This window comes from Phreatobacter sp., from assembly GCF_052440005.1.
GTDB lineage: Bacteria > Pseudomonadota > Alphaproteobacteria > Rhizobiales > Phreatobacteraceae > Phreatobacter.
In genome coordinates this window covers 17,056-32,880 of the sequence record NZ_JBQVQL010000055.1, presented here as the reverse complement: position 1 = coordinate 32,880, position 15,825 = coordinate 17,056, and the positions used below count along the sequence as shown (strand labels likewise).

Genomic DNA, 15,825 nt, shown 5'->3' with positions numbered 1-15,825 from the left:
CCCGCCCGCCGCCGCCGCCCCAGCCCGGTCCGGGACCGGGCCTGCCGGGCTGGCCGAAGTCGGGCCTGCCGGGCCGCGTCGGGGGACGCCAGTCGGGGCGACCGGGGCGATAGGGAGGGCGAAAGCCGGGCCGGTAGGGGGCGTAGTAGCCCGGCGACCCATAGAAATAGGGCGGTTCGACATAGACCGGCGGCGGCTCGACATAGACGCGCGGCGGCGCCTCGACCACGCCGCCGTCCTCGTCGAGGAGGCTGCGGGCGACATAGCCTGTCACGCCGCGATAGACCACGCGGCACCAGGAGCCGGTGCAGTCGGCGATGTCGACCGGGGCACCGGCGGGCAGGGTGGTGATCCGCTCATACTGCGTGCCGGGCCCCGCGCGCATGTTGACGGCGCCGGTGGTGACCGCGTCCTGGGCGCTCGCCGCCGTGACGCCGAGCCCAACGACGAGGGCCCCGGCAAGGGGAAGCAGCCGTCTCAGACCGATGGCCATGGGGTGATCCTTTCTCATGCCGGCGCTCCGCCCTGGAGGCGGCCGCCGACGCGCCGGACACTGACGGCGGAATGGTGAACCCGGTATGAACTGCCCGCTGCCTGCGATGTTCCGCCTCTGCGCTGCGCGGGGCCGTTCCCCCCGGCCGGCGGAGCGGATATCAAGGGGACGGCAGGCACGGGGCCTGCGGGAGGCGAGGCGCACCATGTCCTTTCTCAAATCGCTGTTCGGCTGGGGCTCGTCCGCCGCGCCGCAGGACGACGCGCCGGCGGCTTCCATCGACCACAAGGGCTTCACCATCACCGCCGCCCCCTTCCGGAACGAGGGGCAGTTCCAGACGGCGGGGACCATCACCAAGACCGTCGACGGCGTGCCGAAGGAGCACAAGTTCATCCGCGCCGACCGGCACGCCTCCATGGAGGACGCGGCGACCTTCTCCCTCGCCAAGGGCCGGCAGATCGTCGACGAGCAGGGCGAACGGCTGTTCCGCTAAGCGCCCGAACATGGTTCAGGGCATGAAAAAGGGCCCCTCGGGGCCCTTTGTCGTCGTCGAAGCGGAGAGAGCTTGCCTCAGCGGCTGCCGGGCTCGGCCGGCGGCGGGGCGGCCAGCGGGCCGGAGGAGGCGCCGAACTTCGGCTTGCGGTCCGGGCGCGGCTTCGGCTTCGGGGCGGCGATGAGGCCGTCGCGCTGGGCCTGCTTGCGGGCGGCCTTGCGGGCGCGGCGAATGGCCTCGGCCTTCTCGCGATTCTTCCGCTCCGACGGCTTCTCGAAGGACTTGCGCTGCTTCATCTCGCGGAAGATGCCCTCGCGCTGCATCTTCTTCTTCAGAACGCGCAAAGCCTGATCGACGTTGTTGTCGCGGACGAGAACCTGCATGTCTTCTCCCGGTCGGATCGTGTGGGGTGAGGGCTCAGGCCGTCTTGGCCGGAGCATCCTTCTTGCGCCAGAGCTGGAAACCGAATTCGGCAATGCCGTTCTCGATGGCTTCGCGCTTCAGGCCGTGGGGTGGTTTCTGGTCGCCGCGGATCACGCCGATGCTGGTCCACGGAGCAAATTTCTCGGGCAGCTTCCCGCCCGTATGGTCGGAGGCGAAGCCGTAAAGCTTCTCGTTGCTCCCCGACCTGAACATGAAGAGCCTCGGGCGTTCGGAATTCATGACATGTCCTCGATCGCCGCGGCGCCGGCCCCAAGGCCGGCCATGAAACGGGTTCGGAGCCGCGCGATCCGGGGGACGGAGCGGCTCCGGGTGTTCAAGCACTCAAAGGATAGAGGCCCTGCGCCGCGGCGCGGGGCTCATCCCGGTCCCCTCCGCCGCCGATACATCCACGGCGGCGACAGGTCCGGTGCGTTGAAATCAGTCGACAGCCTTCAGGTTGTCGGCCGACGACTTGCCCGAGCGGCGGTCGGCGACGACTTCGAAGGAGATCTTCTGGCCTTCGTTGAGGCCGTAGAGGCCAGCGCGCTCGACGGCGCTGATGTGGACGAACACGTCAGTGCCGCCACCGTCCGGCTGAATGAAGCCGAAGCCCTTCTGGGAGTTGAACCATTTCACGGTTCCGGTCTGCATGGGGTATCCTTTCGCGAAGCGAGCAGAGAACGACGACTCGCGTCACGCACGAGCAGTTCGGGTCACGTTTTCGAAGATTTTTGATCAGCGGTGCGCCGAATTGGCGGCGCGGGGCCAAAAAAGAACGGCCGAAACGTCGACATGAGATACGCCCTTCGGCCGGCAATTGCAAGGACGAACTTTTGGGAGATGCCCGGAGCCGCCGCGATGACGCCGCGGAACGGCGGATTCATCGCGGTTTCTTCTGGGGTCGGCGCGCTGACATCCGGGGGCCCTGAGCCCGGTGGCGACGCCTCGAGGCGAGTTGTGCCCGCCGGAGAAGGCTGGCTCAATCGGTAACGCAGTCCCCAGACGGAATCACCCATGCCCCGCCCCATCCGCCAGATCGACGCAGCGCCCCGCGGCCAGCTGACGGTGCGCATCAGCGCCATGCCGGCCGATACCAACGCCAACGGCGATATCTTCGGCGGCTGGGTGATGGCGCGCATGGACCAGGCGGGCGGCATCGCCGGCGTCGAGCGGGCGAAGGGGCGCGTCGTCACCATCGCGGTGGAGGCGATGACCTTCATCCGCCCGGTGCGCGTCGGCGACGTGCTGGAGGTCTACACGGAGGTCTTCCACATCGGCCGGACCTCGATGAAGATCCATGTGGAGGCCTGGGCCCAGCGCTTCCGCAGCACGGAGCGCGAGAAGGTGACGGAAGCGACCTTCGCCTTCGTCGCCATCGACGAGGAGGGGCGCCCCCGACCGGTGCCGGCGGCGTGAGGCGATCCTAGCCCCAGCGGTAGTTGAAGCTGACGGAGATGCGCTCCTCGGCGCTGCGGTTCATAGGCACCTCGTGGCGCACGAAGCTCTCCCAGAGCAGCACGTCGCCGCGCGACGTCGCCACCGAGACGAAGGTCTGCAACTCGCGCGCGGCGGCGCTCTTGCGCGGCGGATGGGCCATCATCCGGCCGCTGCGGGGATCCTCGAGCTTCAGCGCCGCTGCACCCTTCGGCATGGCGACGTAGAGCGTGCCCGAGATGACGCTGTGCGGATGGATGTGGGAGGCGTGGGCGCCGCCCTCCGGCAGGACGTTCACCCAGAGCGAATCGAGCACGAGCTTGCGGCCGCCGAGGTCGAGCGCCAGGTCCCTGGCGAAGGCGGCGACATGCCGGTCGAGCTGGCGGGCGAGCGCCTTGAAGACGGGGAAGCGCCAGGGCAGGTCGTCGAGCGAGGCGTAACTCGTATAGCCGGGATAGCCGTTCTTGCGGCACCAGCGGATGCCGGCCGTATCGTCCACCGCCAGAGAGCGGCAGGCCTGATCGATCTCGGGGAGGAGCCCGTCATCGTGGCCGATCTCGCCGCGGTAGAGCCGTGTGACGAAGAGGTTTTCGATGGTCGCCATGGCGCCGTCTCTTGGCACCGAAGCCGGGTCGCCGCAAGACGGGCCCCCGCCTGCCCGGGCGCCAAGAGGGCGCTCTCCTTGGTCTCGTGCGCGAAACCTGTTATTCGGCGCGTTGTTCCGCAGCGAGTCCCGGCCCCATGAGGCTTCTCCGCCTGTTCCCCCGCATCGACGCCCAAAGGGGCCAGACGCTCAAGCGCCTGGTGGGAGAGAGCCTGCGCGCCTATGCGCCGCGCTATGCGCTGGCCTTCGTCTTCATGGCCATCGTCGCCGCCTGCACGGCGCTCAGCGCCTGGATCATGCGCGACCTGATCAACGGCGTTTTCCAGAACCGGGACTTCACGCTCGCGGTGTGGTTCGGCGTCACCGTCTTCTCGATCTTCCTCGTCAAGGGCGTCGCCTCCTACGCCTCCAACGTCATCCTCTCGCGGATCGGCAACGCCATCGTCGCGGCGCAGCAGACGCGCATCTTCAACCACCTGCTGTCGCAGGGCGTCGACTTCTATCAGCAGCATGCCTCCGCCGACCTCGTGACGCGGGTGACGCACAATGCCCAGGCGGCCCGCGACGTCCTGCAGAACATCGTCACGACGGTGGGACGCGACCTTCTGACGGTCGCCGGCCTGCTCATCGTGATGATCGTCACCGACCCGCTGATGTTCATCGTCTCCGGCGCCGTCATGCCGGTGGCCGTCTATGGCGTGAACCGCCTGAGGCGGCGGGTGCGGCGCCTGGCGCAGAGCGAATTCACCTCGCTCTCGTCCATGGTGGGCGTGGTGCAGGAGACGGTGCAGGGCGTGCGCATCGTCAAGTCCTTCGGCATGGAGGACCGCATGCAGGCGCGCATGGACGAGACCATTGCGTCCGTCCGCCACCGCGCCGACAAGATCGCCACGCTCGGCGCGCGCACCGGCCCGCTGATGGAGACGCTCGGCGGGCTCGCGATTTCCGCCGCCATCGTCTACGGCGCCTGGAGGGTCATCCACCAGGGCGTCGACGCCGGCGCCTTCTTCGCCTTCGTGACGGCGCTGCTGCTCGCCTACGACCCGGCCAAGCGCCTCGCCCGGCTCGGCGTCGAGGTGGAGAAGGGTCTCGTCGGCGTGCGCCTCATGTACGAATTGCTCGACACCGAGCCGACGCTCAAGGAAAAGCCCGACGCGCCGGCGCTGGCGATTGCCGACGGGACGGTGGTCTTCGACCGCGTGAGCTTCGGCTATCACAACGAGGACCCGGTCCTGCGGGAGCTGTCCTTCGTCGCCGCCGGCGGCAAGACCACGGCCCTGGTCGGCCCGTCGGGCGGCGGCAAGTCCACCATCATCTCGCTGGTGCAGCGCTTCTTCGACGTGCGCAGCGGCGCCATCACCGTCGACGGGCAGAACGTGCGCGACGTGACCTTTGCCTCGCTGCGTGGCGCCATGGCCTTCGTCAGCCAGGACGTCTTCCTGTTCCAGGGCACGGTGCGCGAGAACATCGCCGTCGGGCGCCCCGATGCGAGCGATGCCGAGATCGAGGCGGCGGCGCGGGCGGCCCATGCCCACGACTTCATCCTCGGCCTGCCGGAAGGCTACCAGACGCTCATCGGCGAGCACGGGCAGGGCCTGTCGGGCGGACAGCGCCAGCGCGTCGCCATCGCCCGCGCCATCCTCAAGGATGCGCCGATCATGCTGCTGGACGAGGCGACCTCCGCCCTCGACTCGGAGAGTGAGTTCGAGGTGCAGCGGGCGCTCGACCAGCTTCTGAGCGGCCGCACCTCCATCGTCATTGCGCACCGGCTCTCGACCATCATGCGCGCCGACAAGATCCTCGTCATCGAGGCCGGCCGGGTGGCCGAGACCGGCACCCATGCCGAACTCATCGCGCGCAACGGGCTCTACGCCCACTACGTGGCAATCCAGTTCGGCGAGCGCGACGACGCAGCCGAGTAGGCCACGCCGCCCGGCCGCTCAGTCCACCAGTTCCCACACCACCGAGACGGAGAGGCGGAAGGTCTGGTCACCGGTCGCCACCGGCGTCGGGCCGGAGGCGGAGAGCGAACGCGACGCCGCGCTGCGCACCATGGGCGGGGGCATGGCGCCGCCGTGCTCGGTGATCGTGACGACCTTGCCGAGCCTTGCACCGGCGGCCCGCGCCAGGGCCTCGGCCTTGCGGCGGGCGTCGGTCACCGCCGCGATTCGCGCCTCGTCGACCTTGGCGGACCAGTCGGACACGGTGAGGTCGAGCCCGTCGATCTGGTTGGCGCCAGCAGCCACCATGCGGTCCAGCACGTCGCCGAGCCGCGCGAGATCGCGCACGCGCACCGTGACGCGGTGGCCGGCGGCATAGCCGGTGACGCGCGGGCGGCCGTTGCCCGAGCCCTGCTCGATGAGGGGGCGCAGGGTCAGAGCGGAGGTTGAAACGTCCCGCTCGGCGATGCCGGCCTGCCTCAAGGCCTCCTGCACCTGGCGCATGGCGGCGGAATTGCCGTCCATCGCCTCCTTGGCGGTGCGGGCCTGAACCTGCGTGCCGCCGCCGATCACCGCCTCGTCGGGCGCGGCGGAGGCCTGGCCTTCGCCCTGGATGGAGATCTGGCGCGGCGAGGTGGTGGATTGGGCAGCGGCGGGGGCGAGCGTGGCCGCGAGTGCGGCGAAGGCGAGGCCGGCCAGGGGGAGGCGGCGCGAGGGGCGCGGGCGGAGCGAAGACGAGGCCATGATGATCCCGATGGTTGCACGCGGGCGATGATTGACGCCGCGGGACGAGGATGCCATCACCGTTTCGTGCCGCCCCGAGGGTTTCTTTGCAGCCTTTTCGCGGCACGCCGCGCGCCAGAAGCGCCCGGCAGGTGGGCCTGTAGCTCAATGGTTAGAGCCGGCGGCTCATAACCGCTTGGTTGGGGGTTCGAGTCCCTCCGGGCCCACCATTTTCCATCGCATCCGCCCGCACACCTGACCCTTCCTCGACGGAAGCGACAGTGGCACCATGCGGCCTGGACCCTCGTTCGGGCGCTGCTGCATGCCGGATCCCATCGCCATCATCGCCATCGTGGTCCTGCTGCTGCCGCAGGCCTATTTCCTGCTGGCATCGCCCAGCTTCCTGATGGTGTCTCTGGCGATCCCGAGCGTCACCACGCTGCTGCGCGTGCTGTTCAGTGCCCATTTCAAACTGCTGCAGCTCTCGGGGGCGGCCTCCGCGCTGGCCTTCGCGGTCACGGGACGCTTTGCCGTCGCCCTCGTGCCCGCCTCCGTCGGCGTCCTCGGGGCGGCCGCGAAGGGGCGCTTCCTGAACGCGTTCGATGCTGCCGCGGCCATCCGCGATACCGGCGACACCGCGGGCGTGGTGCGGCTGCGCCAGCTTCACTGGGCCGGCATGGGCTTCAATCTCGTGCTCCTGATGGCGATGCTGGTCATCCTGACCCGCGTCGTTCCCGTCCCCTAGACGCGACTACCGTCCCGCCCTCATCCTCTTGGCCGCCATCTCGCCGATCATCACGCAGGTGAAGTGCAGGTTGGCGCGGCAGTCGGTGGGCATGATGGCGGCATCGGCGACGCGCAAGGCTTCGAGGCCGTGGACCCTGAGGTCCGGGTCCACCACGGCGGCGGGGTCTCCCGCGGGGCCCATGCGGCAGGTGCCGGCGGCGTGCTGGATGTCGGAGGCCTCCTGCAGCATCAGCGCGTCGAGCTCGGCATCGGGGAGGGCGGCGGCCGCGGCGAAGGCGATGCCACTTTCGCCGAAGGTGATGGCGGTGGCGATGCCGGCGACGGCCGGCTGGGCGGTGAGGCTGGCGAGGCGGCGGATGCCGTCGCGCATGCGCATGAGGTCACGCTCGTCGTCCAGCATGTTCTCCTCGACCACCGGGTTGGCTTGCGGGTCGGCGGATGAGAGGCGCACCTCGCCGCGGGAAAAGGCGTCGTAGAGGGCGATGCCGATGGCGCCCTGGGGCGCGGGGCGGCCGTCGCCGAGGCCGCGATGGTTGAAGCCGATCATGATCATGTCGCGCTCGCCGCCGCCGGCGAGACCGGAGGAATAGGTGACGCAGCAATTCGTGTGGCGCGCGTCCGGGTGCTGCGCCGCGGCCTCGGGCGTGAGGGCGAGACTGGCGCGAAGGATCGGGTGGTCCATGAAGCTCCGGCCCACCGGGAGATCGGTGAGGACGGGAATGCCGAGGGCGGCGAGGTCCGCCGCCGGCCCGATGCCCGAGCGCATCAGGATGGCGGGGCTGTGGATGGCGCCGGCCGAGAGCACCACCTCGCGCGCGGCGATGTCCTCGACGCTGCCGTCGCCCGAGCGGAGGCGCACGCCGGTGGCGCGGCGGCCGTCGAAGAGGATGCAGTCGACCAGCGCATCGCCGCGGATCGTCAGGTTCTGACGGCTGCGGGCGGGTTCGAGGTAGCCGTCATTGGTGGTGACGCGCAGGCCGTCGCGGCTGTTGATGGGGTAGCAGGAGACGCCTTCGCCCGCGGGGGCGTTGAGGTCCTCCTTCCAGGGGTAGCCGGCCGCGAGCGCTGCGGCGCGCAGCGCCCGGTCGACGCTGCCCCACTCGTCGAAGGGCGTGCGGTGGACGGGGAGCGGCCCGCCGCGGCGGGCGCCGGGGTCCGTGCCGGTGACGGGATCGTCCTCGATGGCGTCGAAGAGGGGCAGGACGTCCGCCGCCGCCCAGCCGGTGCAGCCGAGCGCTGCCCATCTGTCGAAGGCCTCGGGCACGCCGCGGATAGCGATCTGCGCATTGACCGTGGAGCTGCCGCCCATGGTCCGGCCGCGCCAGTAGAATTTCGGCTCCTGCGCGCGCGTGCGGCGGGTCATGAGGCCCGGCCACTGCCATTTCGCCTGATGCCGCGGGTCGTGCATGAAGGGGATGATGTTGGCGCTGCGCAGGGCGTGCGGCGCCTCGTGCGAACGCCAGTCGCGGCCGGCCTCCAGCAGAAGCACGCGCCGCCCCGGATCTTCCGAGAGCCGCGCGGCGAGGGCCGCGCCCGCCGAGCCCGCGCCCACCACGATGACGTCGATCATGCCGTTCCCTCCGCCTGATCCTCGTCATAGAGCCTCGCCATGATCCCGGCTATGCAGGCAGGCGCGGGACGGGGTTTTGGGAGGCGCGGGACATGGGTGACGGGGAGGCCGGCGGCACGGAGGTTCTCGCCTTCCTCGAGCGGCTCGCGGGCGATGGTGCCGAGGTCGTCACCACGCATATTTCGCAGGTGGTGATCGGCCGCGACGTCGTGTTCAAGCTGAAGAAGCCGGTGACGCTGCCCTACCTGGATTTCTCCTCCCCGGAGCTGAGGCTCGCCTTCTGCGAACGGGAATATCGCCTCAACCGGCGCACCGATCCGGAAGGGCTCATCTATCGCGGCGCGAGCCGCATCACGCGCGCGGGCGACGGCGGCCTCGCCCTCGACGGCGAGGGGGCGCTGGTCGATGCGGTGGTGCGCATGCGCCCCTTCGACCAGGCGGGCCTTCTCGACCGTCTGGCGGGGCAGGGGCCGCTGCCGGGGAACCTCGTCGACGCGCTCGCCGCCGACATCGCCGCGCTGCATGTGGCCGCGGACGTCTCCGCCGACCGCGCCGGGGCGGCGCGCATGGCGCGGGTGCTGGACGTCAACGCCGCCGCCTTCACCGCAAGCGGCCTCGTGGGCGAGGACGAGGCCCAAGCGCTCGACAGGCTGTTCCGCGACGGGCTCGCAAGGCATGCGGCCCTCCTCGACGGGCGCGCCGCGGCGGGCTTCGTGCGGCGCTGTCACGGCGATCTGCACCTGCGCAACATCTGCACTCTTCGTGGCCGGCCGGTGATCTTCGACTGCCTGGAATTCGACGAGGACCTCGCCACCACCGACGTGCTCTATGACCTCGCGTTCCTCGTCATGGATCTCTGGCACCGTGGGCAGCGGGCGGCGGCGAACCGGGTGATGAACCGCTATTGCGACGCCACCGGGGAAGCGGCGGGACTGGCGCTTCTCCCCTTCCTCGTGGCTGTCAGGGCGGCGGTGCGGGCCCATGTGACGGCGGCGTCCGGCGACGTCGGCGCGGCGCGGACCTATCTCGACCTCGCCGGCGAGGCGCTGGCGCCCGAGGCGCCCGTGCTCCTCGCCGTCGGTGGCCTCAGCGGGTCGGGCAAGTCGACGCTCGCGACCCTCGTCGCGCCGTCCCTCGGGCCCCTGCCGGGCGCGCGGATCCTGTCGAGCGACCGGCTGCGCAAGGCGCGGTTCGGCATGGGGGCGACGGAGCGCCTGGGACCCGAGGCTTACCGCCCCGAGGTCTCCACCGCCGTCTATGGCGCGATGCGCGAGGGCGCGGCGGCGGTGCTCTCCGCCGGTCATGCCGTCATCGCCGACGCGGTCCATGCCCGTCCCGGCGAGCGCGAGGCGGTGGAGGCCGTGGCGCGCTCCGCCGGCTGCCGCTTCACCGGCATCTGGCTCGATGTGCCGCCGGAGCGGCTGAAGGCGCGGGTGGCGGCGCGGCAGGGCGACCCGTCCGACGCCACCGTCGGAACGGTGGAGACCCAGCTCAGCTACGACCTCGGCGCCATCGGCTGGCGGCGGCTGGACGCCGGCCGCCCGCAGGACGATCTCGCGCCGGAGATCGTGGCGCTGGCTCAGGCGTAGCGGCGGCGGATCAGGAGGCTCGATGCGACGGTCAGAATCAGCGTCGCCGTCATCAGGATGAAGGAGACGGCGCCGCCGAAGGGCCAGTTGTTCTGCTGGGCGAAGGTGGAGAACACCAGCGGGCCCATGGTCTGGAACTTCGGCCCACCGAGCAGCACCGGCGTCGCATAGGCGTTCATGGCCAGGATGAAGGTGAGGATGACGCCGGCGAGGATGCCGGGAAGGGCGAGGGGGAAGAGCACGCGCGTCGCCATGGTCATGGGCGGGGCGCCGAGCGAGAAGGCGGCCTCTTCCACGTTGCGGTCAATGCCCTCGATGACGCTCTGCAGGGTCAGCACCATGAAGGGCAGGTTCACCGCGATGATGCCGATGACCACGGCGAGCTCGGTGTACATGATCTCGATGGGCTGGGAGATGACGCCCATCCCCATCAGCGTGGCGTTGACGAAGCCCTTGGAGCCGAAGGCGACCATCCAGCCGGCGGCGCGCACCGCGTTGCCGACGAAGAGCGGCAGTACGATCGCCATCACCAGCAGGTTCTTGAAGCGCGACTGGGTGCGCGCCAGCACATAGGCGAGGGGAAAGCCGAACAGGAGGCAAAAGATCGTGCAGGCCACCGCGACGCGGACGGTTCGCCACAGCACCTGCAGGTAGAAGGGGTCGGTGAAGAACTTGACGTAGTTGTCGATGGTGAGCGCGTCGACCATCAGCTGGCCGGGCACGAAGGCGTTCAGGCTGTAGCGGAAGAGGATCGCGATCGGCACCATGAGGCCGACCGCGACGAAGAGGGTGGCGGGCACGAGAAGGCCCGCCGCCGTGAGATTGCCGGGCTCGCCGACCGGACGCGTTGAAACTGCCGCCATGGCGAGCCCCCTGGCCTCCGATCAGGCCTTGAAGACCTTGTCCCACCACTCCTTCATTGCCGCGTCGTTCTTGGCGAGGAAGTCGTAATCGAGGTCCTTCATCTTCTTGCTCTCGTCCTCGGTGAAGCCGATTCGCTTCTGCAGGTCCGGGGCGACGACGGCATTCGTCACGGTCGGGCCGAAACCCATGTCGATGGCGAAGTTCTCCTGCGCGCCCTTTTCCAGCATGGCGTCCATGTAGGCATAGGCGCCGGCCTTGTTGGGGGCGTTCTTCGGGATCATGAAGCCGGAGACATAGGCCATGGTGCCTTCGCTCGGCGCTGCGGCCTCGACGGTGATGCCGGCGTTCTGCCACTGCACCGCGCGCGCCTTCCACATCATGCCGATCGAGATTTCCTCGGTCTTCATCGCCTGGGCGAAGGCCTCGTTGGTCGGGTAGATGCGGGCGCCGCCCCGCTTGGCGGCGAGGAGAAGTTCCTTGCCCTTTTCCAGCGCGGTCATGTCACCGGCGGCGGCGAGGCCGGCGGCGAGCATGACGAACTGGTACTGGATGTCGATGAAGCCGAGCTTGTTGCCGTATTTCGGGTCGAAGCAGTCCTTGTAGGAGGTCGGCGCGGGGGTCACGAGCTTCGGGTTGTAGACCACGACCTTGCCCGAGATGATGTGGCCGACGCCGTAGGGATACTTGGCGATCGGGATGAGGTTGGCGGCGTTCTTGAGCTTGGAGTAATCGATCGGCTCGGCGACGCCGGCGGCATTCATCTCGAACATCTGGGCGGCCGAGAGGCCCTGGATGTCGGTCGTGCCGCGCGGCAGGCGGCGCTCGGCCACCATCTTGGCGCGGCGCGGGGCGTCGGAGGCCTGGTCCTGGACGACCTCGAAGCCCTTGGACTTCAGGAACGGCTCCTCGACGTTCTTGGCGAGAAGGCGGGCATAGTCGCCGCCCCAGGTGCCGACGACCACCCGGCCGGCGGCCTGGGTGGAGGCCGGCGAGGTGACGCCGGCAGGCAAGAGGGCGCCTGCAGCCGCGAGGCCCATGCCCTTCAGCGTGGTGCGCCGGTCGATTCCCTTGGTGAACTTCGTCATGTCGATGTCTCCCTTCTGGATTCCCAGTTGGCGGCGGTGCCGCGGGTTCATGCAGCCTCGCGTGGAAAGACGAGGCAGGCCGAGGCCGGCCAGCCGACCTCGATCGTGTCGCCGACCGCGGGCACGTGCCCGTCGGAGCGGTTGGGGATCTGCACCACCACATGGTCGGCGGCGTTGAGGCGCACGTGCACGTCGAGCAGTGCACCGAGGTAGGAGACGAAGGTGACGGTGCCGGCGGCGTGGTTGTCGAGGCCCTGGGCGGCGGGGCCGAGCGTCAGGCGCTCCGGGCGCAGGGCGACGGTGACAGGGCCCGCGGTGGAGGTGGCGGGGCAGGAAAGGCTGAGGCCGCCGTCGGAGCGGAAGGCGCCGGGCCCGGTCACGGCGCCGGAGATCATGGTCGAGCGGCCGACGAAATCGGCGACGAAGAGGTCTGCGGGCCGCTCGTAGAGGTCGGACTGGGTGCCGACCTGGCGCACCGCGCCGTCCGACATCACCACCAGCCGGTCGGCCATGGTGAGGGCCTCCTCCTGGTCGTGGGTGACCATGACCGTGGTGAGGCCGAGCTGCTGCTGGAGCGCGCGGATCTCGAGGCGCACCTCGAGGCGCAGCTTGGCGTCGAGATTGGAGAGCGGTTCGTCGAGCAGGAGGACGTCGGGGCGGATGACGAGGGCGCGGGCGAGCGCCACGCGCTGCTGCTGGCCGCCGGAGAGCTGGCGGGGATAGCGCTCGCCGAAACCGTCGAGGCGCACGAGGCGCAGGGCCTCCGTCACGCGCGGGCCGATCTCGGCCTTCGGCACCCTGCGCATCTCCAGGCCGAAGGCGACGTTCTCGGCCACCGTCATGTGCGGAAACAGCGCGTAGCTCTGGAAGACGAGGCCGGCATTGCGCTTCCACGGCGGCAGGCTGGTGACGTCGGCCGTGCCGATGCGGATCGAGCCGCCGCTCGGCGGCACGAAGCCGGCGATCATGCGCAGAGTGGTGGTCTTGCCGCAGCCGGAGGGGCCCAGCAGCACGAGGAACTCGCCGTCCTGGACGTCGAGCGTCACCGAGCGGACCACCGGGTGGTCGCCGTAGCGCTTGGTCAGACCGTCGAGAGAGAGGGAGGCCATGGATCAGACGACTCGGGCAAGTTTCACGTAGCGGTCGGTGATCACCATGGCGACCGCGATGACGAGGATCTGCAGGACGGAGACGGCGGCGACCGTGGGGTCGATCTTCCATTCGAGGTACTGCAGAATGGCGATCGGCAGGGTGATGCGCCCCGGCCCGACCAGGAAGAGGCTCATCTCCAGATTGCCGAAGGAGGTGACGAAGCCGAACAGGGCGCCCGCGACGACGCCGGGCCGGATGGCCGGCAGGGTGACGCGGAAGAAGGTGGTCCACTGGTTGGCGCCGAGACTCTGGGCGGCCTCCTCCGCGGCGCGGTCGAGGCCGGTGAGGCTTGCGGTGACGAGGCGCACGGTCCAGGGGATCACGAGCAGGGTGTGGCCGGCGACGAGGCCGCCGAGCGAGCCGAGGATCGGCAGGCCGGTGGCGATCTCGGTCTCGATCTGGAAGACGTAGATCGAGGTGCCCATGACGACGCCCGGCACCACCAGCGGCAGCAGCAGGAACTGGTTCACGGCGGCGCTGCCGGTGAACTGCCGGCGGGCGAGGATGAGGCTGGCGGGCACGGCGATCAGAAGGCCGATGGCGGTCGCCGCCACCGCCACCTGCAGGCTGGTGGAAAAGCCGGTGACGAAGTTGCGGTTGGCGGCGATGGCGCCGAACCACTTCAGCGAATAGCCCTCCGGCGGGAACGACGGGATCTCCTGGGCGAAGAAGGCGAGCCAGGTGACGAAGATGAGCGGCAGGAGGATGAAGCCGAGCGTCGCCCAGGCCACGCCGTAGAGCGCCAGCCGGCCCCATATGCGCCCGTCCAAGGTCATGCCGGCGATCCCGTCATCGTGGTCCGATCAGGAGAGCTGGTTCTTGTGCATGCGCCCGCCCTGCATGATCAGGGCCAGATGCGCGCCCTGCTTCGTCAGCAGCGACAGGTCCTTCAGCGGATTGCCGTCGACGAGCACGGCATCGGCATAGGCGCCGGCCTTCAGCGTGCCGATCTGCCCCTCGCGGCGGCAGAGCTTCGCTGCGTGCACCGTGGTCGAGCGGATCACCTCGATGGCGGGGAGAACGCGGCCGCGGATGACGAATTCCTCCGACTGGTGGCGGTGCATCTCGCCGAGGAGGTCGGAGCCGTAGGCCATCGTCAGCTTGGCCTTGTGCATGATTTCCAGCGACTTCATGCCGGCGACCTTCACGGTGTCGACCTTGCCGACGGAGATCGGGTCGAGGCCGAGGGCGGGGCCTTCGACGCCGAGATATTCATAGGTTACGAGGGTCGGGCAGGCGATGGCGCCCTTTTCAGCAGCAAACTTCGCCGTCTTGGACTGGATGAGGTTGCAATGCTCGAGGCTGTGGACGCCGCACTCCACGGCGCGGCGGATGGCCTCGTCCGTATAGAGGTGGGCCGCGACGTAGGTGCCGGCATTGGTGGCCTCCTCGACGGCGGCGATGATCTCGTCGCGCGAATAGCCGAGGAAGTGGATGGGATCGTTCGGCGAGGCGACGCCGCCGTTCGCCATGATCTTGATGAAGTGGGCGCCCTGCTTGATCTCCTCGCGGCAGGCCTGACGCACGGCGTCGACGCCGTCGGCGAGGCGGCCGAGGGAGCCGAGGGTGCGCGTCCAGGTCTCGGGGTCGCGGCGGTCGTAGCGCGAGCGCGAGTCGCCGTGGCCGCCGGTCTGCGACAGCGCCTTGCCCGGAATGATGAGGCGGGGCGCCTCGATCAGGCCCTGCTCCTGGGCCTCGACCAGCGGATAGGTGGCGCCGCCGAGGTCGCGCACGGTGGTGAAGCCGCGGTCGAGCATGCCCTTCATGATGCGGGCGGCGCGGTAGGCGATGAGGGCGTCGGGCACGAGCGCGTTCTGGCCGATATTGACCATGGTCGCGATGACGTGGACATGGCAGTCGATGAGGCCGGGCATGAGCGTGCGCTTGCCGCAGTTCACGATCGTCGCCTTCGAGGCCTTGATCGGCTTGTCGGAGAGCTCCTTGACCTTGTCGCCCTCGACCAGCAGTTCGTAGCCCTCGACCAGTTCGTCGGCGACGGCCGGATCCAGCAGGCGGAAGTTGCGGAACAGGGTCAGGCTCATCGTGGGGTCCTCAGGCGGGCAGGCGGTTCGTCGGTCGTTCCCGGCCGCCGGGAGAAGTGACCCGCGGCAGTGGCTGGAACGACCAGCTTATCCTCATTTTCGCCAGTCTCGCAGTACCGGCGTTCTGTCGGCGCGCATCGGTGCATATTTTATACACATGCGCAAGATCGCGTCACGGGATCGCCGCAATGCACTCGATCTCGATGTCGAAGGGCGCCGGCCAGGGGTTGATGCCGGCGCTCGTGCGGGCGGGAAAGCCCTCGGGAAAGCGCTCGCGGTAGAGGGCGTTGACCGTGCCCATCAGCTTCGGATCGGTGATGAAGACCGTCGTCTTCACCGCCATGGCGAGGGACGAGCCGGCGAAGGCGAGGGTCACCTCCAGTGCGTCCAGGGCGGCGCGCGTCTGCACCGCGATGTCGCCGCGGACGATGTCGCCGGTGTGGATGTCGACCGGCGGCATGCCGCAGGTGAAGAGGAGGTCGCCGGCCCGCACCAAGGCGGAGGTCGGCGCGCCGAGGCGGCGGATCGCCTCGGAGATGACGGGGACCTCGATGACCTGGCGCTTCATGACCTTTGCCGTTTCATGACCCCTGCCGCCTCTTGGCACTCACAGACCGACCGCAGCCAACCGCGCCCGCGCCTGTATGGCAAGTGTCAGGCAACCGC

Annotated in this window: 18 protein-coding genes and 1 tRNA gene; 6 read left to right on the top strand and 13 right to left on the bottom strand. The window is 69.5% G+C overall.

Annotated features, from left to right (window positions below):
- A partial coding sequence (locus ACT6XY_RS14315) for an SH3 domain-containing protein (protein ID WP_444748996.1) occupies nucleotides 1-493 on the bottom strand: 493 nt, incomplete at its 3' end.
- Nucleotides 494-698: 205 nt separating this feature from the next.
- Here ACT6XY_RS14315 and ACT6XY_RS14310 point away from each other — a divergent pair.
- Nucleotides 699-986: an HlyU family transcriptional regulator gene (locus tag ACT6XY_RS14310; protein WP_444748995.1), complete on the top strand. Its 288-nt coding sequence runs from the start codon at nucleotides 699-701 to the stop codon at nucleotides 984-986.
- A gap of 77 nt (nucleotides 987-1,063) precedes the next feature.
- On the opposite strand, the gene rpsU is transcribed toward ACT6XY_RS14310, so the two are convergent.
- From rpsU to ACT6XY_RS14295, 3 genes are all read right to left on the bottom strand, one after another.
- Nucleotides 1,064-1,369 carry a 30S ribosomal protein S21 gene (gene rpsU, locus ACT6XY_RS14305; protein WP_444748994.1) on the bottom strand — a complete coding sequence of 102 codons (306 nt, stop codon included), beginning with the start codon at nucleotides 1,367-1,369 and terminating at the stop codon, nucleotides 1,064-1,066.
- Nucleotides 1,370-1,403: 34 nt separating this feature from the next.
- On the bottom strand, nucleotides 1,404-1,649 hold the full coding sequence (locus tag ACT6XY_RS14300) for a hypothetical protein (RefSeq protein ID WP_444748993.1): 246 nt from the start codon (nucleotides 1,647-1,649) through the stop codon (nucleotides 1,404-1,406).
- A gap of 198 nt (nucleotides 1,650-1,847) precedes the next feature.
- Nucleotides 1,848-2,060 carry a cold-shock protein gene (locus tag ACT6XY_RS14295; protein ID WP_106748984.1) on the bottom strand — a complete coding sequence of 71 codons (213 nt, stop codon included), beginning with the start codon at nucleotides 2,058-2,060 and terminating at the stop codon, nucleotides 1,848-1,850.
- 363 nt (nucleotides 2,061-2,423) lie between these two features.
- Here ACT6XY_RS14295 and ACT6XY_RS14290 point away from each other — a divergent pair, with 363 nt between their 5' ends.
- Complete coding sequence (locus tag ACT6XY_RS14290; RefSeq protein ID WP_444748992.1) at nucleotides 2,424-2,825, top strand: acyl-CoA thioesterase; 402 nt, start codon at nucleotides 2,424-2,426, stop codon at nucleotides 2,823-2,825.
- 7 nt (nucleotides 2,826-2,832) lie between these two features.
- Here ACT6XY_RS14290 and ACT6XY_RS14285 read toward each other — a convergent pair whose 3' ends face one another.
- Nucleotides 2,833-3,447, bottom strand: coding sequence for a TIGR02466 family protein (locus tag ACT6XY_RS14285; RefSeq protein ID WP_444748991.1), 615 nt, complete (start codon nucleotides 3,445-3,447; stop codon nucleotides 2,833-2,835).
- 137 nt (nucleotides 3,448-3,584) lie between these two features.
- Between ACT6XY_RS14285 and ACT6XY_RS14280 the strand changes: the two genes are divergently transcribed.
- A complete protein-coding gene (locus ACT6XY_RS14280; RefSeq protein ID WP_444748990.1) occupies nucleotides 3,585-5,369 on the top strand; it encodes an ABC transporter ATP-binding protein in 1,785 nt (594 codons plus the stop codon).
- An 18-nt stretch (nucleotides 5,370-5,387) separates the two neighbouring features.
- Here the strand turns inward: ACT6XY_RS14280 and ACT6XY_RS14275 are convergent, their stop codons facing one another.
- A complete protein-coding gene (locus tag ACT6XY_RS14275) occupies nucleotides 5,388-6,188 on the bottom strand; it encodes an SIMPL domain-containing protein (RefSeq protein ID WP_444748989.1) in 801 nt (266 codons plus the stop codon).
- A gap of 76 nt (nucleotides 6,189-6,264) precedes the next feature.
- Between ACT6XY_RS14275 and ACT6XY_RS14270 the strand changes: the two genes are divergently transcribed.
- Nucleotides 6,265-6,340: transfer RNA gene (locus ACT6XY_RS14270), tRNA-Ile, on the top strand.
- A gap of 92 nt (nucleotides 6,341-6,432) precedes the next feature.
- Nucleotides 6,433-6,855 (top strand): hypothetical protein, encoded by a 423-nt coding sequence (locus ACT6XY_RS14265; RefSeq protein WP_444748988.1) that lies wholly within the window; start codon nucleotides 6,433-6,435, stop codon nucleotides 6,853-6,855.
- Nucleotides 6,856-6,861: 6 nt separating this feature from the next.
- Here the strand turns inward: ACT6XY_RS14265 and ACT6XY_RS14260 are convergent, their stop codons facing one another.
- Nucleotides 6,862-8,427 (bottom strand): GMC family oxidoreductase, encoded by a 1,566-nt coding sequence (locus tag ACT6XY_RS14260; protein WP_444748987.1) that lies wholly within the window; start codon nucleotides 8,425-8,427, stop codon nucleotides 6,862-6,864.
- Between the two features lie 92 nt (nucleotides 8,428-8,519).
- Here ACT6XY_RS14260 and ACT6XY_RS14255 point away from each other — a divergent pair, with 92 nt between their 5' ends.
- Nucleotides 8,520-10,016, top strand: a complete 1,497-nt coding sequence (locus ACT6XY_RS14255) for a bifunctional aminoglycoside phosphotransferase/ATP-binding protein (RefSeq protein WP_444748986.1) — start codon at nucleotides 8,520-8,522, stop codon at nucleotides 10,014-10,016.
- On the opposite strand, the gene ACT6XY_RS14250 is transcribed toward ACT6XY_RS14255, so the two are convergent.
- From ACT6XY_RS14250 to ACT6XY_RS14225, 6 genes are all read right to left on the bottom strand, one after another.
- The gene (locus ACT6XY_RS14250) at nucleotides 10,007-10,879 is read right to left on the bottom strand and encodes an ABC transporter permease (protein WP_444748985.1); all 873 of its coding nucleotides are present in this window, start codon (nucleotides 10,877-10,879) and stop codon (nucleotides 10,007-10,009) included. The two genes, ACT6XY_RS14255 and ACT6XY_RS14250, sit on opposite strands and share 10 nt — an antisense overlap.
- A gap of 21 nt (nucleotides 10,880-10,900) precedes the next feature.
- Nucleotides 10,901-11,965 carry an ABC transporter substrate-binding protein gene (locus ACT6XY_RS14245; RefSeq protein WP_444748984.1) on the bottom strand — a complete coding sequence of 355 codons (1,065 nt, stop codon included), beginning with the start codon at nucleotides 11,963-11,965 and terminating at the stop codon, nucleotides 10,901-10,903.
- Nucleotides 11,966-12,012: 47 nt separating this feature from the next.
- Nucleotides 12,013-13,074: an ABC transporter ATP-binding protein gene (locus ACT6XY_RS14240; RefSeq protein ID WP_444748983.1), complete on the bottom strand. Its 1,062-nt coding sequence runs from the start codon at nucleotides 13,072-13,074 to the stop codon at nucleotides 12,013-12,015.
- 3 nt (nucleotides 13,075-13,077) lie between these two features.
- Nucleotides 13,078-13,893, bottom strand: a complete 816-nt coding sequence (locus tag ACT6XY_RS14235; protein ID WP_444748982.1) for an ABC transporter permease — start codon at nucleotides 13,891-13,893, stop codon at nucleotides 13,078-13,080.
- 27 nt (nucleotides 13,894-13,920) lie between these two features.
- Entirely contained in the window at nucleotides 13,921-15,159 is a 1,239-nt protein-coding gene (locus ACT6XY_RS14230) for an amidohydrolase family protein (protein WP_444748981.1), read from the bottom strand.
- Between the two features lie 172 nt (nucleotides 15,160-15,331).
- Nucleotides 15,332-15,727 carry a RidA family protein gene (locus ACT6XY_RS14225; protein WP_444748980.1) on the bottom strand — a complete coding sequence of 132 codons (396 nt, stop codon included), beginning with the start codon at nucleotides 15,725-15,727 and terminating at the stop codon, nucleotides 15,332-15,334.
- Between the last annotated feature and the right edge of the window lie 98 nt (nucleotides 15,728-15,825).